Source organism: Providencia sp. PROV188, from assembly GCF_027595165.1.
Taxonomy (GTDB): domain Bacteria; phylum Pseudomonadota; class Gammaproteobacteria; order Enterobacterales; family Enterobacteriaceae; genus Providencia; species Providencia lanzhouensis.
On sequence record NZ_CP097291.1, the window covers coordinates 1,679,154 to 1,696,390 of the forward strand.

A 17,237-nucleotide genomic window follows, 5' to 3' on the forward strand; every position below is an offset into this window, starting at 1 on the left:
TTAGATTAGAAATGGCGGTGAGGGAGGGATTCGAACCCTCGATACGTTGCCGTATACACACTTTCCAGGCGTGCTCCTTCAGCCTCTCGGACACCTCACCGTTTTTCTAAATTGTGGTTGTAGAATTTGTTATAAATAACTTGTCCTTCAACGGGGCGCTACTATAGGGAAAAGAGCGCCTTCCGTCAACTCCCAATTAAATAAAAATCCACTTTTTTCTATCGTTTAGCTAAATAAAAATCAATTTGGTTACTCTCTAATCTTAATAAATTACGGTTGATTAGAAATTGATAATAAATTGTTTATTTAAACTTCAAGTAATTAATCCAGATTCCGTTAACTCCTTAACAAAATCCTCATCTTATGGATATAAATATGGGGTATTGACTTGAAAATAAACATCATTACGCACACTCTGGTGGAAACCTATAAGGAGTTGCCATGAATATTTTATTTTACCATCCATTTTTTGATGCCAATCAGTGGATTGATGGCATGCGTGCTCGATTGCCTCAAGCCAATATTCGCCAATGGAAGCCGGGAGATACCCAACAGGCAGATTATGCCATGGTATGGCTTCCTCCTTATGAGTGCCTTGCGGGTCGCCAAGACTTAAAAGGAATCTTCGCATTAGGCGCGGGGGTGGATGCGATTCTAAAGCAAGAGCAAGATAACCCGGGAACATTACCGGCAGGCGTTCCACTGATGCGCTTAGAAGACACGGGTATGGCCATTCAAATGGAAGAATATGCCGCTGCAAAAGTCTTGTATTACTTCCGTCGTATGGATGAGTACCGTCAGTTACAATCCCAGCGTCAATGGAAACAACTGCCAGCTTACACCCATGACCAGTTTGTGGTGGGCGTGATGGGCGCAGGGGCGTTAGGTCAAGCCGTGGCAAAACGCTTAGCCAGTTTTGGTCTTAAAGTCAGAACGTGGAGTCGCTCAGAAAAGCAGATCCCAAATGTGAAAAGTTACTATGGGCAAGACCAGTTAGCGGATTTCTTATCAGGAACCCGCGCGATTGTGAACCTGCTACCAAGCACGCCAGAAACGGTGGGTATTTTGAATCATCAATTATTCAGCCAGCTGGAACAGAACGCCTATATTATTAACCTCGCCCGAGGTGCGCACTTAATTGAGCAAGACTTGCTGGAAGCATTAGAAAAAGGGCAAGTTGCAGGGGCGTCTCTCGATGTTTTTGCCACTGAGCCACTACCACATATGCACCCATTCTGGACACATCCACGTATCGCCATTACGCCACACGTTGCCGCGTTTACGTTGCCGAATGAAGCGATGGATATGATTGCGAGTAATATTCAGCGGATTGAAAGGGGTGAGCAGCCAGAGGGGATAGTTAATTTAGCCCAAGGCTACTAAATCCTCTTCATACTTCACGCTGTGGCGTTGTTGTCTGCTCTCGGTCACTCGGGTCACATACTTTTGTATGCTCCCCGAGATAACCTCGTTTGACGCCTAGCCACAGCGCGAATTATTTTGAGGATGCTTCAGTTATCAGATATCTGATTTTTTAAGAAATAGTCACTATTCATCATTGATGTCTTATCTCGATTTCTCAAAGCGTGGGTTTTCTGTTTTTTCAGGTATACTGCATCGCATCATGATCACGAAAAAGTGATTGCAGGAAAATCGCCACAGGAAGAAACCCATGAATGAATTCTCAATCGTCTGCCGTATTTTAGGTACCTTATTTCAACGCTCTCCGGACGATGCGCTTGTGAAGCCTCTTATCGATATGATTGCTCAAGATAAGCTCAAAGCCTCATGGCCCTTGGAGCAAGATGAGCTGTGGGTAAGAATGGCTAAGGCAGTGGATCACAAGGCTATCACGGCGGATTATCAATCAATGTTTGGTAGTGAGCCAACGGTTCCACCTTTTGCTCACCGCTATGATGAAGAAATCACTGAAGCGGAAATTCGCGAATTTCTTGTGACTCGTGGAATGACCTTAACCGATGCCCCAACGGATGCATTTGGTGCGCTACTGTTAGCCGCATCATGGCTAGAAGACCAAGCTGCTGAAGACGAAACCGCCGCGCAGGAAGAGCTATTCGACAGCTATATCTTGAGCTGGTATGGCGCATTTCTGGGGAAAGTTGAAGCTCACGCGACAACGCCGTTTTACCGTACATTAGCGCAAATTACCCGCGATGCCGTCATTGCACTGCGTGATGAGTTAGAATCTGACTCAGAGAGTGGTGATGAATAAGTGACACTGTCACTTAAAGACTGATGATTGAGAGAAGATAGGTGTGGAACCGTCTTCTCTCATCATAGGTTAAAAGGATAGACACAATGACCTCGACAAAACTTCACGGCTTAATGTTGCTCTTTATTTCACCGTTAGCACTGGCACAAGTGGATAATGATCTGCCTAGCTATAATAAACGCATGGTTAATTACAGCACGGAATTTCAATTTGACCCGCTTTACGGAAAAGTAAAAGAATTAACGCAAATCATGAACGATGAGAAAGGGCTCAGCAAAAGAGTGACTGTGTCTTTTAATCTCCATGGCTGTCTCAATAATTTAAGTTATTACAATAGAGACAGTGAAACAGCATTTGTGATTGTCAGAAAATTTAAGCAACTTTATTACTTAGTCGATAAACAAAAATTCAAAGGTTATGGCATCGATAAGATGTGCAATTTACAAACCGGAGAACTGCAAGATTGGAAATATTATTATCGTGATGGTCTTGTTAATAAGATCACTCAAGGGAAGAAAGAGATAGCGACGTTTGTTTATGGTGAACATTTTTTACCGATAGAAACGACATATTTCGATGAAAATGAAGTTATTAATACAAAAAATGAATACTTTTTCACTAATGGCTTAGTCACTAAAATTCTGTTTCATACGACGAAAAATCAGAAACCGTTTGTCGAAACAACTCAAAAATGCACCCATTATGATGATCATAAAAACCCAACAGTATGTACCAGTGTGGTGACATACAGTGATGGACGGGTAGAAAAATTCGATTTTGAATACAAAACGAGTTATTACGAGTGACTTTTTAGTATTAAAGATAAATGGCATTCCAATAAAAAAGCAACCTATCAGAAAGGTTGCTTTTTTCATTTTTAGATTATCAATTTATCAATCAAAAATATTTATGGTCAATTAATCAACCATTGGAATAACTAATTTACCCGGCTTGATTTCTAAACCTTTAGCGAGTTTTTTCGCAGTCGCTTCTGCGGCGCTGTTATCCGGGTTGAGCACATAGACAGGCTGAGTCGCGAAGAAGGTCTCAAGGGAGCTATTTAAATACGGGATCACCACTGAAATGGCGGTTTCCATATTTTCTGGTGTAATTTTATATTGGGTAATTTTCAGTTCTTTCAAATAGATAGAGCCTGTTTGTGCATCAAAAACAGGGCGTGCGGTTAAGGTCAGTGCAATATCGGCCGCCGCAGCACCAAGCAGTGAATTCATTGTGACAGTGGCTTCGCCTTTTAATGCAATAATGCCTGGCTCGCTACGACCAATTTCTGATTGCAAGTTATGCAAGGTGATATCCGCATCTGCAAACCCAGTAATGCCGATATTATTTTCGTACTTAACCTTGGTCGCAAGGTAACTGTTAATTTGTGATTCACTGATAGTAAATTCGGTTAATTTGTCACAACCCGTGAGAATAAATAGCAATCCAAAGATAGATGCCAAGAAAATGTTTTTCATAATCACTCCTTTATACAGTAATAACCCAAGTGTAACGTATTACTGCCCGCTCAACATGACGGTTTCAATTTTTTTACGGTTAAATTGGCGATGAAGCGCCCACAAGGTGATAAAACCAATAGTGCCGAGCAAGAACCAAGGAAGCTGAGGGATATTCCATTGGTGCCCAATATCGTACATCCAACCGCCACCGGTATAGCCAACGGCACCGCCTAGCGCAAGACCGAGTCGACTAAAGCCCATATAACTACCACGAGCGCGAGGGTCGGCAAGGGATGCACTCAGGGTCTCACGAGCAGGGTCGGCGGTGATAGTCCCCAAATAGAAAATACCAATCAACACAAACAGAATATTGACCGATGTGGTCATACCGATAGGGAACATGCTCAGGCTCATTAAAAATAACCCTGCCATCAAACGTTGCTCTAAGCGGAAATGTTTTTCGCTCCAACGGGCAATCGGATAAAGCAGTGTCAGGGAAATTGCCGCTTCAATGGCGTACATCCATTTCACTGCCGTTGGAGTTCCTGCCAATTCGTTAACGGCGATGGGAAACATCAGCATCACTTGTACTGACAGCATAAAGTAGCCAGAAAGCGTGATCACATAAGTCACAAAGCGGGTGTCTTTCAAGACTCGACGCATCCCATCACGAATAGGGGCTTTGATGGTGGAAATGCGATAAGCAGGAAGTAGCCAAGCATTAAGTAGAGCCGCAATCACAAACACTGCCGCGCCAGCCCAGCAAACATAGTGGAAGTCATACTGTAAAAGCCAGCTACCAATTAATGCCCCAATCACCGCGCCAGCACTGTCCTGCATAAACAATAATGAATAAAAACGCCCACGCTCATAAGGGCGGGTCAATTTAATCACTAAAGCGGTACGAGGAGGGTCAAACAAGGTGCCGCCAAGGGCAGACAATATACAAGAAAGCCATAACACCCAAGGATCATAAGCCAAAGCCATCAACACAAAGCCTGCGGCACGCAACAGCATCCCGATAATAATTAACGGTTTTGCACCAAATCGGTCGGCAATCGCGCCCCCAAAAATCCCAAATCCTTGCTGCACAAACTGGCGAAGTCCAAGGGCAAACCCAACCACCACAGCTGCCCAGCCAAGCTGCTCAACAAAGCGAATTGAAATTAAAGGGAAAACCACGAAAAAGCCAAGAACAACCAGCATATTATCGAGTAAAAGGAAATATTTGCCGAGGCTTCTTGCCCGTGATACCTGCGCCATGAAACACCATAAAAAAATAGTAACGGAAGGAATGATTCTTATTAATAGTATCAGGAGTTTGGCGGGAATGATGGTATATGCACCATGATATTTTTTTATCGATAAATCCGTCATATTTCCCATTATAGGGGTGTTGGCTACGTTCGTTCGCCCTCGTCACATACTTGTGTATGCTCCAAGGGATTCACTCACTTGCCGCCTACCTCTAATGTGAACTATTTTAAAGCGAAATATAATAGGGACATCGGAGGTTCCTGAAGTATTATTAGTTTATGTATTTCTAATGCTCTAGCTTAAGATGAAAAGCACGAAATAGGAGTATCTAGGGTTTATCTGTAAACATCAATCGTGAGTTTTTTACGGACACATGAAATAAAACAAAACCAACTGCTCAAAAAATGACTTAATTATAGAGAGAATTGAATTAGTTAAGTGATAAATTTAAGTTATAATTCAAACATCGAAAGTAAGACTGGTAACACTACTAATTAAGGGCTAACGATGTTTGGTTATCGTTCAAATGAACCCAAAGTGCGTCTAATGACAGACAGAATGATTATCCGTTTAGCCTACGAACGAGATAATTACCGACTTGCGGACTATTACAGCTTAAACAAAGAGTTCCTAACCCCATGGGAACCTACCCGTGACAACTCTCATTTTAACCCTTCAGGTTGGAACAACCGCCTACATGCCATGAGCGAAATGCATCGCCAAGGCAGCGCGTTTCATTTCCTTTTATTGGATAAAGATGAAAACGAAGTGATTGGCGTCGCGAATTTTAGCAATATTTTACGCGGCTCCTTCCATGCGTGTTATCTGGGCTATTCGCTGGGTGAAAAATGGCAGGGACAGGGGCTGATGTACGAAGCTTTAACCCAAATTATTCGTTACATGCAAAAACACCAAGGCATGCACCGCATCATGGCGAATTACATGCCCCATAATATGCGCAGCGGTAACTTGCTCACTCGCCTAGGTTTTGAACGTGAAGGTTATGCAAAGCAGTATCTCGAAATTAATGGAGAATGGCGCGACCACGTCTTAACGGCATTAACCGACAATGAATGGAAGTCGACTAAAGCCTAAACATTTACTCTACAATCGTAGTCAGTTTTGCCATCCGCTGTTAAACTGCTGCGATTGTCTTCTTTTAGTCTAGCAATCATGAATTTATTAAAATCTTTAGCGGCAGTCAGCTCGATGACGATGATGTCACGGGTTTTAGGCTTCATTCGTGACGCCATTATTGCCCGTGTATTTGGTGCGGGAGCGGCTTCTGATGCCTTCTTTGTCGCCTTTAAACTCCCTAACTTATTACGTCGAATTTTTGCTGAAGGGGCGTTTTCTCAAGCATTTGTTCCCATTCTTGCCGAATATAAAAACCAGCAGGGCGAAGAGGCCACGCGCACGTTTGTAGCCTATATTTCGGGGATGCTTACATTAGCATTGGCGATCGTGACGGTTGTCGGCATGTTTGCTGCGCCGTGGATCATTTATGTGACGGCGCCGGGTTTTACCACGAATGCCGATAAATTTGCGCTAACGACAGATTTATTGCGTGTGACGTTCCCTTATATTTTCTTGATCTCATTGGCATCTTTAGCGGGTGCGATCCTTAATACGTGGAACCGCTTTTCGGTACCCGCGTTTGCACCGACGCTATTAAACGTCAGCATGATTTTCTTTGCAGCGTTCGCTGCGCCGTATTTTGACCCGCCGATTATGTCTCTGGCTTGGGCTGTTCTTGTTGGTGGTGTGCTGCAATTGGGTTACCAATTACCGCATTTAAAGAAAATCGGTATGTTGGTATTGCCACGTTTATCGTTCCACGATAGTGGCGTTTGGCGAGTAATGAAGATGATGGGACCGGCGATTATCGGGGTTTCTGTCGCGCAAATTTCATTAATTATTAACACGATCTTCGCCTCATTCCTGCAATCAGGTTCGGTATCATGGATGTATTATGCCGACCGCTTAATGGAGTTACCTTCAGGGGTGCTTGGTGTTGCACTGGGTACCATCCTATTGCCATCGCTCTCTAAAAGTTTTACTAGCGGAAATCACCAAGAATATCGCCATTTAATGGATTGGGGATTACGTTTATGTTTATTACTGGCACTACCGTGTGCGGTAGGGCTAGCGATACTATCTGAAGCGTTAACGGTTTCGCTTTTCCAATATGACAAATTTACCGCTCACGACTCCTTGATGACCCAGTATGCATTAATGGCGTATTGTGTGGGCTTAACGGGGATGATCTTAGTGAAAATCTTGGCGCCAGGTTTCTATTCACGCCAAAATATTCGTACTCCTGTAAGAATTGCGATAGTCACTTTGATTCTGACTCAGTTAATGAACTTAGCCTTTATTGGGCCTCTGCAACATGCAGGTCTAGCCCTGTCTATTGGGCTGGCGGCGTGTTTTAACGCCGGTGTTTTGTATTGGCAGTTACGCAAGCAAGATATTTTCCAACCGCTAGCAGGCTGGCGTGGTTTCTTAGTTAAATTGTTTGTTGCCTTGGCGGTGATGGTTGTGGTGCTATTTGGCGTACTACACTTTATGCCACCGTGGCAAGACGGCAATATGCTGATGCGCATGTTACGTTTGATGGGGGTAGTGATTATTGGAGCAGGGAGCTATTTTGTGGCGCTGTATCTATTAGGCTTCCGCCCGCGTGACTTTATGAAGCGCAGTATTGCGTAGTTCTTAATTCGCATATGTATTAGCTTTACATCGAACAAACTCCCCCCTCAATCGAGGGGGAGTAGACAATTACGGATGATAAGCACGCTCGCCATGAGTGGTAAGATCCAACCCATCGCACTCTTCCTCTGGGGAAACCCGCAGACCAACTAACTTATCAGCTAGTTTAAAGGCGATAAATGCCACTACACCCGACCATACAATGGTAACCACAATACTTTCAATCTGAACAAATACTTGATGGGATAACGTGACGTTGTCACGATAACCAAGTCCCCCAAACAGCGTCGAGGTAAATACGCCTGTGAGTATGCAACCAATAATACCGCAGGTGCCATGGATACCAAAAACATCGCACACATCATCGGCTTTTAACCAACGTTTTAAGACGACAACGCCCCAAAGCCCAATAATTCCCCCGACAACACCAATAACAAGTGCACCAATAGGACCAACAGTACCGGCCGCAGGTGTGATAGCGACTAATCCAGAGATACAACCGGAGCAGCTTCCAAGCATGGAGGGTTTTCCTCTCAATAACCACTCAGTAAATGTCCATGAAAGGATAGCGCCAGCCGTGGCAATCACTGTGTTAATAAACGCCAGTGCGGCAATATTATTGGCACTGCCTGCGGAGCCTGCGTTAAAGCCAAACCACCCAATATATAGTACAGCGGTACCCATAAAGACCATCGGTAAGTTATGGGGCTTTAGCACCACTTGGCTGTAGTCACTACGTTTACCCAGCAAATAGGCACCGACCAATGCAGCGACAGCGGCGTTAATGTGCACCACGGTTCCGCCTGCAAAATCGAGAGCGCCATCATCCGCCAGCCATCCACCTTCAGCCCACACCATATGCGCGATAGGTACATAAGAGAACGTAAACCAAATCACGGTAAAAATAAGAAGTGCAGAGAAACGCACGCGTTCTCCCAGTGCTCCGACAATTAATGCGAGGGTAATAACCGCAAATGAGCCTTGGAAGGCAACATGGATATATCGATTAATGGAACCCGATAAATCGTCGATGGACATCGCGCTTAGAAACGTTAAAGAGCCATCCCCAAAGATTTTATTTCCTGCGGTGAAAGCGAGGCTATAGCCGAATACAAACCAAAGAATAATCACCACACTAAAAATCAGCATTACTTGGGTGATCAGCGATAACACGTTTTTGCTGCGTAATAATCCGCCATAAAACAGTGCAATGCCGGGGATGGTCATAAAAAATACCAACGCTGTGCAGATCAACATAAAGGCGTTATCGGCTTTATCAACGGCATTCACTTCCGACGCATAGGCGGGAAGTGCGAAATAACTTAAGGCGAAGAGTGCGGCAGGTAACCATAATCGTCTCATTATTTATCTCCCTTAGAGTGCGTCATCGCCGGATTCGCTGGTACGAATGCGAACAGCTTGTAGAAGTTCAAAAACAAACAGCTTTCCATCCCCCACTTTCCCCGTATCTGCGGTACGAATGATCGCATCGAGAGCGGGTTCCAGTAGGTCATCGCTGATAGCGATTTCCATTTTGGTTTTGGGTAGAAAACTCACTTCATATTCCGCACCACGGTAAAGCTCCGCGTGACCTTTCTGTCTGCCATATCCTTTGACTTCACAGATGGTCATCCCTTGTATTCCTAATTCAGTGAGTGCTTCACGAACATCTTCTAATTTGAACGGTTTAATAATTGCGATGATGTACTTCATAAATCCCCCTGTCTTTTTGAAAAGGCAAAAGAGATAAAGCAAGCATCGTGCCAAATGTTAAATTTCTGTTTTTTAGGGTGTAATGGATTGAAATGGGGAGAAATAATGAGAGGTTGCTCACCAATTAAGTGCAAGCTGTCTATTGATTACAAAAAATTGCTCAAAAATAGTGCAAAAAAGAGAGGGGAAAGGGGGGCGTGAGAAGTGAAAAGTAAAAAGCCCACCGAAGTGGGCTTTAAACAAAAGAATAAAACTTACATTCTTTCGACGGTTTCGATACCTAACGTATCCAGACCCGCTTTTAGGGTTTTTTGCGTTAATAAAGCCAGTTTTAAACGGCTTTGACGCTGTGCATCGGTATCTGCGGACAAAATAGGGCAATGTTCATAGAAACTAGAGAACAGACCCGCTAAGTCATACAGATAAGCACACATAACGTGTGGCGTACCTTCACGTGCAACCGTTAAGATTGTCTCTTCAAACTGCATTAAACGTGTTGCTAATGCCATTTCGTGTGGCGCTTCTAATACGATTGGCAGGGTTAAATCTGCTTCGGTAATGTCTGCTTTTTTGAAGATAGAGGCAACGCGGGTATAGGCATATTGCATATATGGCGCGGTGTTACCTTCAAAGGCTAACATATTGTCCCAATCGAAAATGTAGTCAGTGGTACGGTTTTTAGACAGGTCAGCATATTTAACCGCGCCGATACCCACGACATTTGCAAGATTCAGTAATTCTTCTTCCGCCATATCCGGGTTTTTCTCACGGATCAGCGTTTGGGCGCGTTCAACGGCTTCATCTAACAGGTCGGACAGACGAACAGTACCGCCTGAACGGGTTTTGAATGGCTTACCGTCTTTTCCTAGCATCATTCCGAACATATGGTGCTCAAGCGCCATGGATTCTGGAATATAGCCCGCTTTACGGACGATAGTCCAAGCTTGCATTAAATGTTGATGCTGGCGGGAGTCGATGTAATACAAAGAGCGATCCGCATGCAAGGTTTCATAACGGTATTTTGCACAGGCGATGTCGGTGGTGGTGTACAGGAAACCGCCATCTTTCTTCTGGACGATAACGCCCATCGGTTCGCCTTCCTTGTTTTTGAATTCATCAAGGAAAACGACGGTTGCACCTTCGCTTTCTACGGCTAAACCTTTGGCTTTTAAGTCAGCAACGATGCCTGGTAGCATGCTGTTATACAGGCTTTCACCCATCACATCATCTTCCGTTAACGTGACGTTTAAACGGCGATAAGTTTCTTGGTTCTGTTGCATGGTGATATCAACCAGTTTACGCCACATTTTACGGCAGTATTCATCACCAGATTGTAGTTTCACCACGTAACCACGGGCACGAACGGCAAAGTCTTCATCTTCGTCGTAATGTTTTTTCGCTTCGCGATAGAATTCTTCGAGGTCTGAAAGCGCCATATCGCTGGCATCTTCATTTTGCACTTTTTCTAAGTAAGCAATCAGCATCCCAAATTGTGTGCCCCAGTCACCCACGTGGTTAGCGCGGATTACTTTGTGACCGATAAACTCTTGGGTACGTGCTGCAGCATCACCAATAATCGTGGAGCGCAAATGACCAACGTGCATCTGTTTTGCAACGTTAGGCGCGGAGTAGTCAATCACGATGGTTTCGGCTTTAACTGGTGCTAGGCCTAAACGGTCGCTGGTCAGCGCGTTTTCTGCGTGAGTGGCAATCCATGTTGGGTCGATAAAAATGTTGATGAAACCGGGACCGGCGATTTCAATTTTAGATGCGATACCTTCGAGATCTAATTGGCTGACAATTTGCTCGGCCAGTTGTCGGGGAGGCAGACCCATTTTTTTCGCAGCTCCCATCACGCCGTTAGCCTGATAGTCACCAAATTGCGCTTTAGCTGATTGACGAACAAGGGCGTCACAGCCTTCTGGAGCTCCCGCTGCTAGCATTGCAGCACTGATTTTATCTGAAAGAATAGCCTGAATATTCACCGGATTACCTTAAATAACGAACATAGTTACCGCATTGTGCCATTTCATGGGCGTAACTAAAAGGTGGAAGAGAAAAAACGGCAGGTTTTATACCATATTTTGGGGGAGTCGTGCTACAGTCTGGCACTTGTTTCACTTTTTATTATCTTTGTTTTTTATCAATAGAGTTATGTGAATGTTAGATTTCGATAAAATCCCTCAGTTAAATGATTTGTGGTGTGACCTACCTTATTTTGAAAAAAAAGTGACGGCAATGGCGCACGCACTCGGCTTATCTTTGACAGATTATGTGATTGACCATATTTCTGTACGTTGCCATCATCAGGAAACCGCAGAGCGTTGGCATGATGGGCTATTGCAATGCGCCGAGTTACTTTCAGATAACTTGATTAACGGTCGCCCAATTCGTCTTTATGACCTGAAAAAGCCCATTCAAGTTGCTGGGCAGGATGTTTATATTATCGAGCTGCCTTTTCCAAAAGATAAAATCTATCCTCAAGAGAGCTGGGAACATATTGAAATGGTCATTGATGTCGCGCCAGAATTATTGGAAGAGACAGCGCGTCGTTTATTACCGGACACACTACCGGAGGGCTACTCCTATAAAGTGAGCCAACCTAAAGGTCAGCAAGAAAGACTGCCAAATCCGACTTTGGCCGTGACAAACGGCTTAGTTACCCTCAAATATCACCCATTTTCCCTTAGAAACATCGTTGAAAGCGAAAAATAAGTGATGCAATTAACGTTATTGATCATTATTTAGAGCCAACTCTAAATGGTGTGATATCACGCAGATAACATTTAACAAAAAGTGGCATAGTTAGTTGAATGCCTAATAAAAAGCACGTTTTGGCCCTCAATTTTCAGCTCATATTCTACTGAGCTTATGACCATTTTGGAGATCTTCATGGCGAAACTGGAAATTTGCTGTTTTGGTATAGAATGCGCCGAAGTCGCGCAAGAATATGGTGCAAATCGCATTGAGCTCTGTTCGGGGGCAGCAGATGGGGGGCTAACACCAAGCTACGGCTATTTAAAACTGGCGAGAGAGAAACTTCATATACCTGTTCATCCCATTATTCGTCCTCGTGGTGGCGATTTCTGCTATAACGTGAGTGAATTTGATGTGATCCGTGAAGATTTACAGATGATCAAGGAGATGGGGTTTCCCGGCGCAGTGGTGGGGATCTTAGATACAGAAGGGCGCATTGATATCGAACGGATGCAGACCTTAATGGAAATTGCGAATGGAATGGAGATTACTTTCCATCGTGCTTTTGATATGTGTATCAATCCGTTACTGGCATTAGAGCAACTTAAAAACCTTGGGGTGGCACGTATTTTAACATCCGGTCAGCAACAAAGTGCTGAGTTAGGTTTGCCGCTACTGAAAGAGTTGCACGAAAAAAGCCGTGAAATTAATGGTCCAATCATTATGGCTGGTGCGGGGGTTCGGTTGGCAAATATGACCAAGTTTATGGAAATTGGTCTAACGGAAGTGCACAGCTCCGCAGGGAAAACTGTCCCTTCCAGTATGAATTACCGCAAAGCTGGTGTAACTATGGCATCGAACAGTGAAACCGATGAGTTCACACACTACTGTGTGGATGGACCAACGGTGGAAGCGATGATGGACTTTATTTCTATAACGGAAAAAGTTCCGGCGTAAATCATAAATTCGGAATAGGACTGACTGAATTTGTGATAGGGAGAGTTAAGATAGGGAGGCTAATAACCTCCCTGAGGTTGATGACAAAGAGGGGTAAAAGCGTGGTTTTTCCCTCTTTGTGTTATCAGGCGAAAATCAATGAATTGATTTTCCTTGTTAATTTTACAACCCCAAAAGAGCCATTTCCAAACCTGATGGGTTTGTCAATGGTCTAAGGGAGGTTAAATACCTCCCTTTGTTTTTAGATTTTTGAACTGAGTAAAAACTAAAAACCGCTGAATGAATTTTAAGGAAAAAATCATGCTGAAAAAAATTGTATTAACTTCATCACTTTTGTTTATCACAACCTCCTCGTTTGCATTTTCATTAGCTGAAAAAGAGAAGCACCAAAAATATGAAACGGAAATTTCCTCTCAAGTTACGACATTAAATAAAACCTGTGGGTCAGACATTAAAGCGAACTTTGACTGGGCAACGTTTTCAAAAGAGCAGCTCGAAACCATTGGTATCGATGGTTATAGCAAAGAGATGCTCAAGGGAATAGCCAATGTCTGTGAACACTCTGAACTGGCAAAACAGTCAGTCAGTGAGAAAATCAAAAATATTAACTATTCCTATACCAAGCCTAGGGCGATTGAATTAAAAGATGGCACGCTATCGTTAGGAATGGATTTTGATTCGGCGAATGACGCAAAAGCAGTTGAAGAGTATTTAATGAATAACTTATAGCCGTTATTTTTTGTGGCGCATAATAAAAACCCCCGTGAGTTTTCGATGAACTTTTGGGGGTTTTGTCATGTAGGGCCGGTGAGAATTGCCGTCTTACAATATTACGGTTTTTTCGCCACTAAAATCGCACGTAGAGGGGCAGGATACCCTTCGATGGTTTTGGATTGATCATTAGGGTCTAAAAATTCCGCTAACGAATCCGTTTGCATCCACTCAGTACGGCGCTGTTCGTCTAACGAAGTCACCGCTTGGTCAACAATGCGTACATCGACAAAACCGCATTTCTCTAACCACACTTTGAGCATTTTGGCGGAAGGAATAAAGTAAACGTTGCGCATTTGTGCATAGCGATCGCCAGGGATCAGGCATTGGAATTCATCACCTTCAATCACCAAACTTTCCAACACTAACTCACCTTCACTGACGAGTTGGTCTTTTAGTTGCCATAAATGGTCGAGTGGGGAGCGACGATGATACAGAACGCCCATCGAAAATACGGTATCAAAGGCTTTTAATGCAGGCAGTTGTTCAATACCTAATGGTAATAAATGTGCGCGTTGGTCATCACCTAACAGTTTTCTAACCGCTTCAAATTGGCATAAAAACAGTTCAGTAGGATCGATGCCGACAACAAACTCCGCTTCTTCGCCCAGCATACGCCACATGTGATAACCACTTCCGCAGCCCACATCTAACACATGACGACCTTTTAATGGGGAAATATGGGGCAGAACGCGCTCCCATTTCCAATCTGAACGCCATTCGGTATCGATATTGACGCCATAGAGAGAAAATGGACCTTTACGCCATGGTTTCAACTGCCCCAAAATATTGTTTAAACGGCGAGTTTCCCCTTCAGTTAATTCCGGATCGCGCGTTGCAGTGACACTATTTTTAATATCCAAATGGGTTGGTGTCATGACAGGCAGGTTATCTAACATTTTCTCCCATGAAGAGAACCCACCGTGTAGGCCTTCTTTCTTCCATGCCGCCAGTTGAGCTGGCAGGGTTTCTAACCAATGGCTAAGAGGGCCAACGGCAATTTGTTGATAAAAACGACCGAAATCGATCATTACTGCCCCTCTTTTAATGCTAATAATGAACCGAAGTTAAAACATTGGAACCAGACTTCACAATGGGTGAATCCCACGCGTTTTAAGCGGGCTTTATGCGCTTCAACAGAGTCGGTGAGCATGACATTTTCGAGCATGCTGCGTTTTTGGCTGATTTCGAGTTCGCTATACCCGTTGGCGCGTTTGAAATCATGGTGCATGTTGAAAAGCAATTCACCAATTTGCTTATCTTCAAAATTGAATTTCTCAGATAACACTAAAATGCCACCAGGCAATAACCCTTGATAAATTTTAGTGAGTAATTTTTCGCGGTCATCGGGATTTAAAAACTGCAATGTGAAGTTAAGGATAACCATGGACGCATTTTCAATATGAATGTCGCGAATATCTCCTTCGATAACCTCGACAGGGGTTTGGGCTTTATACGCATCAATATGACGGCGGCAGCGTTCGACCATAGCGGGTGAATTATCGACAGAAATGATTTTGCAGTTTTCCACTGAAATATTTCGACGTACAGACAGGGTGGCGGCACCAAGGGAACAACCCAGATCATAGACTTGGCTATTTGGTGTCACAAAGCGACCCGCTAGCATCCCAATCATGGTGATGATATTGGAGTAACCCGGTACGGAACGTTGGATCATATCGGGGAAAACTTCAGCTACTTTTTCATCGAACTTCCAGTCACCTAAATTGGCGATCGGCGCGGAGAAAAGGCTGTCTTTATGGTTTGGATCCTGACTTGACATAGATTTGTATTAATTAGCAGAACAAAAGTAGTGGCGGATTGTAGCAGAAAGCCATATAACCTGAAAACCAATCCGCATAAAAGTAAGGAAAACTAAAAAGAGAACGACACCATTTGTACCCAAGGTAGATAATAGGCATTGGCGATGATCATCAAGGCGAGAGCCAGATAAGTCCCCATCATTCCCATTCGACGCTGTGAATAGTCATGGTTTTTTAAACCGTAAGAGTGGAGCATGCGGCTTGCAATTAGCAGAATGCCGCAAACATGGATCATCCATACTTTGGCGCCATTCATCTCCATTAACAGTAATAAAATTAATGAAATTGGAATGTATTCGATGGCATTGCCATGCACACGGATAGCGGTTTGCAATTCAGAAAACCCACCATCGCCAACAGACACACGGTACTGATTTCTTAGCTTTACGACATTGAGTGATAGTCTCAGTATCAATAAAGCCCCTAGTACAGCGTATAAAGAACTGACCATTTTTTACTCTACCTCTATGGAGATAAATTAAATTTTCTAAATTTTAAAACCTAATAGGTAAATCTACAAATAGAAATATATCGATTTTGATAATTCATTTTTGAATTATTGAATAAGGTTATCCGCTTTAAGTTGCGCCAAGACAGCTATCGCGGTGATAGAGCAGCGGTCAGTATCATTGGAATCTAGCCACACTAGTTCAGCAATTTCAGCCGCGGGTTGAGGGATGCCGTCGTAATCGGCGTGGTAGCAACGAATACAAACCTGTGTGCCATCCTGTTTGCCATCAGCTAACCCTGTGAATTCTCCGTAGAATCGGATGGATTCAGGGTGCAAGGTTAATGTGAGTTCCTCATCGATTTCGCGAGCAAGCGCCTGTTGGTCAGTTTCACCGTGCTCACGTTTCCCGCCAGGAATATAAAATAGGGTTTTATTATGGGAACGAACCATGGCAACTTTGCCATTCTGAATGGTAATTAAACCTAATTTATCAATGATTTTAGTGCTCATCTTTTGCCTTAACCTGTTGTAGCTTGCGGCCAATCATAGAAAAGAGCAGGTGGTTTTACACCTGCGTCGACATTATTTTTTCTCGATAACTTTGACTAACTCATAACGAATGCTTGGGGCATCAGCGGGTGGGTTAGGCACATCAAATTGTTGAACCTCTAGTATGTAGTTATAGCCAGGCTCATAGCTGAATCCTTGAATGGATGAGTAAAAATATTGCCAATCATCCGTTGGTTTTTCTTTAACTTTCATGCATTTCATAGGTGCAACGCCGACACAGTCAGCCAGAGAGGAGTCGATATAAAAGATTTTATTGTTGCTATTGGTGGGCTTCATCGTATTGGTATTATTTCCGTTTTGGCATCCTGCAAGCAGAACAAGAAGGGATGATGCGAGTAGAATTTTTTTCATAAAGGTTCCTCTAGTTTCAGGCAAAAGTGTCTGAATATGAGTAATTATAGCAAAATGAGACGGGTAATTATTCCCAAAAAAATTATGATCTAACAAACAATCAAATTTTAATTCTCAATTGGGTGTGTGATTTTTTTAGATTCGTTGGGATCGTTTTAATAGATAAGAACCATTTTTATTGATTAGAGATGGTTTTTTTGTATCAATTTCGCAGTTAAGCTGTATAGCAAACTGTTTGTCTA

General features: G+C 43.4%; 18 protein-coding genes and 1 tRNA gene. 8 read left to right on the forward strand and 11 right to left on the reverse strand.

What is annotated here, in order from left to right; translation table 11 throughout:
- Nucleotides 1–12 precede the first annotated feature (12 nt).
- A tRNA-Ser gene (locus M5X66_RS07605) sits at nucleotides 13–100 on the reverse strand.
- A gap of 341 nt (nucleotides 101–441) precedes the next feature.
- Here M5X66_RS07605 and ghrA point away from each other — a divergent pair.
- The 3 genes from ghrA (at nucleotide 442) to M5X66_RS07620 (ending at nucleotide 3,039) form a co-directional block, all read left to right on the forward strand.
- Nucleotides 442–1,383 (forward strand): glyoxylate/hydroxypyruvate reductase GhrA, encoded by a 942-nt coding sequence (gene ghrA / locus M5X66_RS07610; protein WP_154599322.1) that lies wholly within the window; start codon nucleotides 442–444, stop codon nucleotides 1,381–1,383.
- 289 nt (nucleotides 1,384–1,672) lie between these two features.
- Entirely contained in the window at nucleotides 1,673–2,233 is a 561-nt protein-coding gene (locus M5X66_RS07615; RefSeq protein WP_154599321.1) for a TorD/DmsD family molecular chaperone, read from the forward strand.
- 86 nt (nucleotides 2,234–2,319) lie between these two features.
- Nucleotides 2,320–3,039, forward strand: coding sequence for a YnfC family lipoprotein (locus M5X66_RS07620; protein WP_270103977.1), 720 nt, complete (start codon nucleotides 2,320–2,322; stop codon nucleotides 3,037–3,039).
- 111 nt (nucleotides 3,040–3,150) lie between these two features.
- Here M5X66_RS07620 and M5X66_RS07625 read toward each other — a convergent pair whose 3' ends face one another.
- Nucleotides 3,151–3,711 (reverse strand): lipoprotein, encoded by a 561-nt coding sequence (locus M5X66_RS07625; protein WP_154603922.1) that lies wholly within the window; start codon nucleotides 3,709–3,711, stop codon nucleotides 3,151–3,153.
- Nucleotides 3,712–3,750: 39 nt separating this feature from the next.
- Entirely contained in the window at nucleotides 3,751–4,956 is a 1,206-nt protein-coding gene (mdtH, locus tag M5X66_RS07630; protein ID WP_036954565.1) for a multidrug efflux MFS transporter MdtH, read from the reverse strand.
- Between the two features lie 501 nt (nucleotides 4,957–5,457).
- Between mdtH and rimJ the strand changes: the two genes are divergently transcribed.
- A complete protein-coding gene (rimJ, locus tag M5X66_RS07635; protein ID WP_036954560.1) occupies nucleotides 5,458–6,045 on the forward strand; it encodes a ribosomal protein S5-alanine N-acetyltransferase in 588 nt (195 codons plus the stop codon).
- 78 nt (nucleotides 6,046–6,123) lie between these two features.
- Nucleotides 6,124–7,662 (forward strand): murein biosynthesis integral membrane protein MurJ, encoded by a 1,539-nt coding sequence (murJ, locus tag M5X66_RS07640; RefSeq protein WP_036954556.1) that lies wholly within the window; start codon nucleotides 6,124–6,126, stop codon nucleotides 7,660–7,662.
- A gap of 69 nt (nucleotides 7,663–7,731) precedes the next feature.
- Here murJ and amtB read toward each other — a convergent pair whose 3' ends face one another.
- From amtB to argS, 3 genes are all read right to left on the reverse strand, one after another.
- Nucleotides 7,732–9,024 (reverse strand): ammonium transporter AmtB, encoded by a 1,293-nt coding sequence (amtB, locus tag M5X66_RS07645; protein ID WP_108478197.1) that lies wholly within the window; start codon nucleotides 9,022–9,024, stop codon nucleotides 7,732–7,734.
- 12 nt (nucleotides 9,025–9,036) lie between these two features.
- A complete protein-coding gene (locus M5X66_RS07650) occupies nucleotides 9,037–9,375 on the reverse strand; it encodes a P-II family nitrogen regulator (RefSeq protein ID WP_036954549.1) in 339 nt (112 codons plus the stop codon).
- A 254-nt stretch (nucleotides 9,376–9,629) separates the two neighbouring features.
- Complete coding sequence (argS, locus tag M5X66_RS07655) at nucleotides 9,630–11,360, reverse strand: arginine--tRNA ligase (protein WP_036954545.1); 1,731 nt, start codon at nucleotides 11,358–11,360, stop codon at nucleotides 9,630–9,632.
- A gap of 175 nt (nucleotides 11,361–11,535) precedes the next feature.
- Between argS and M5X66_RS07660 the strand changes: the two genes are divergently transcribed.
- The 3 genes from M5X66_RS07660 to M5X66_RS07670 all read left to right on the forward strand — a co-directional run bounded on the left by M5X66_RS07660 (nucleotide 11,536) and on the right by M5X66_RS07670 (nucleotide 13,758).
- Nucleotides 11,536–12,090: a VOC family protein gene (locus M5X66_RS07660; protein ID WP_154609952.1), complete on the forward strand. Its 555-nt coding sequence runs from the start codon at nucleotides 11,536–11,538 to the stop codon at nucleotides 12,088–12,090.
- 177 nt (nucleotides 12,091–12,267) lie between these two features.
- Complete coding sequence (gene cutC / locus M5X66_RS07665; RefSeq protein ID WP_108478196.1) at nucleotides 12,268–13,029, forward strand: copper homeostasis protein CutC; 762 nt, start codon at nucleotides 12,268–12,270, stop codon at nucleotides 13,027–13,029.
- Between the two features lie 300 nt (nucleotides 13,030–13,329).
- Nucleotides 13,330–13,758: a hypothetical protein gene (locus tag M5X66_RS07670; protein ID WP_036948307.1), complete on the forward strand. Its 429-nt coding sequence runs from the start codon at nucleotides 13,330–13,332 to the stop codon at nucleotides 13,756–13,758.
- Nucleotides 13,759–13,859: 101 nt separating this feature from the next.
- Here the strand turns inward: M5X66_RS07670 and cmoB are convergent, their stop codons facing one another.
- The 5 genes from cmoB to M5X66_RS07695 form a co-directional block, all read right to left on the reverse strand.
- Entirely contained in the window at nucleotides 13,860–14,831 is a 972-nt protein-coding gene (cmoB, locus tag M5X66_RS07675) for a tRNA 5-methoxyuridine(34)/uridine 5-oxyacetic acid(34) synthase CmoB (protein WP_036948303.1), read from the reverse strand.
- Nucleotides 14,831–15,583 (reverse strand): carboxy-S-adenosyl-L-methionine synthase CmoA, encoded by a 753-nt coding sequence (gene cmoA, locus M5X66_RS07680; RefSeq protein WP_036948300.1) that lies wholly within the window; start codon nucleotides 15,581–15,583, stop codon nucleotides 14,831–14,833. The genes cmoB and cmoA overlap by 1 nt, the downstream gene beginning before the upstream one ends.
- Nucleotides 15,584–15,675: 92 nt before the next feature.
- On the reverse strand, nucleotides 15,676–16,074 hold the full coding sequence (locus tag M5X66_RS07685; protein ID WP_108478193.1) for an MAPEG family protein: 399 nt from the start codon (nucleotides 16,072–16,074) through the stop codon (nucleotides 15,676–15,678).
- A gap of 105 nt (nucleotides 16,075–16,179) precedes the next feature.
- Nucleotides 16,180–16,584, reverse strand: coding sequence for an NUDIX hydrolase (locus M5X66_RS07690; RefSeq protein ID WP_036948295.1), 405 nt, complete (start codon nucleotides 16,582–16,584; stop codon nucleotides 16,180–16,182).
- A gap of 72 nt (nucleotides 16,585–16,656) precedes the next feature.
- On the reverse strand, nucleotides 16,657–16,995 hold the full coding sequence (locus M5X66_RS07695) for a DUF4377 domain-containing protein (protein ID WP_154609950.1): 339 nt from the start codon (nucleotides 16,993–16,995) through the stop codon (nucleotides 16,657–16,659).
- Nucleotides 16,996–17,237: the final 242 nt, after the last annotated feature.

Excerpts from the sequence above, each read along its gene's own strand:
- M5X66_RS07620 (WP_270103977.1), top strand. The coding sequence starts at position 2,320 with ATGACCTCGACAAAACTTCACGGCTTAATGTTGCTCTTTATTTCACCG.
- M5X66_RS07695 (WP_154609950.1), bottom strand. The coding sequence starts at position 16,995 with ATGAAAAAAATTCTACTCGCATCATCCCTTCTTGTTCTGCTTGCAGGA.
- M5X66_RS07650 (WP_036954549.1), bottom strand. The coding sequence starts at position 9,375 with ATGAAGTACATCATCGCAATTATTAAACCGTTCAAATTAGAAGATGTT.
- M5X66_RS07690 (WP_036948295.1), bottom strand. The coding sequence starts at position 16,584 with ATGAGCACTAAAATCATTGATAAATTAGGTTTAATTACCATTCAGAAT.
- M5X66_RS07625 (WP_154603922.1), bottom strand. The coding sequence starts at position 3,711 with ATGAAAAACATTTTCTTGGCATCTATCTTTGGATTGCTATTTATTCTC.
- M5X66_RS07615 (WP_154599321.1), top strand. The coding sequence starts at position 1,673 with ATGAATGAATTCTCAATCGTCTGCCGTATTTTAGGTACCTTATTTCAA.
- murJ (WP_036954556.1), top strand. The coding sequence starts at position 6,124 with ATGAATTTATTAAAATCTTTAGCGGCAGTCAGCTCGATGACGATGATG.
- cmoB (WP_036948303.1), bottom strand. The coding sequence starts at position 14,831 with ATGATCGATTTCGGTCGTTTTTATCAACAAATTGCCGTTGGCCCTCTT.
- M5X66_RS07670 (WP_036948307.1), top strand. The coding sequence starts at position 13,330 with ATGCTGAAAAAAATTGTATTAACTTCATCACTTTTGTTTATCACAACC.
- M5X66_RS07685 (WP_108478193.1), bottom strand. The coding sequence starts at position 16,074 with ATGGTCAGTTCTTTATACGCTGTACTAGGGGCTTTATTGATACTGAGA.
- ghrA (WP_154599322.1), top strand. The coding sequence starts at position 442 with ATGAATATTTTATTTTACCATCCATTTTTTGATGCCAATCAGTGGATT.
- cmoA (WP_036948300.1), bottom strand. The coding sequence starts at position 15,583 with ATGTCAAGTCAGGATCCAAACCATAAAGACAGCCTTTTCTCCGCGCCG.
- mdtH (WP_036954565.1), bottom strand. The coding sequence starts at position 4,956 with ATGGCGCAGGTATCACGGGCAAGAAGCCTCGGCAAATATTTCCTTTTA.
- rimJ (WP_036954560.1), top strand. The coding sequence starts at position 5,458 with ATGTTTGGTTATCGTTCAAATGAACCCAAAGTGCGTCTAATGACAGAC.
- M5X66_RS07660 (WP_154609952.1), top strand. The coding sequence starts at position 11,536 with ATGTTAGATTTCGATAAAATCCCTCAGTTAAATGATTTGTGGTGTGAC.
- amtB (WP_108478197.1), bottom strand. The coding sequence starts at position 9,024 with ATGAGACGATTATGGTTACCTGCCGCACTCTTCGCCTTAAGTTATTTC.
- cutC (WP_108478196.1), top strand. The coding sequence starts at position 12,268 with ATGGCGAAACTGGAAATTTGCTGTTTTGGTATAGAATGCGCCGAAGTC.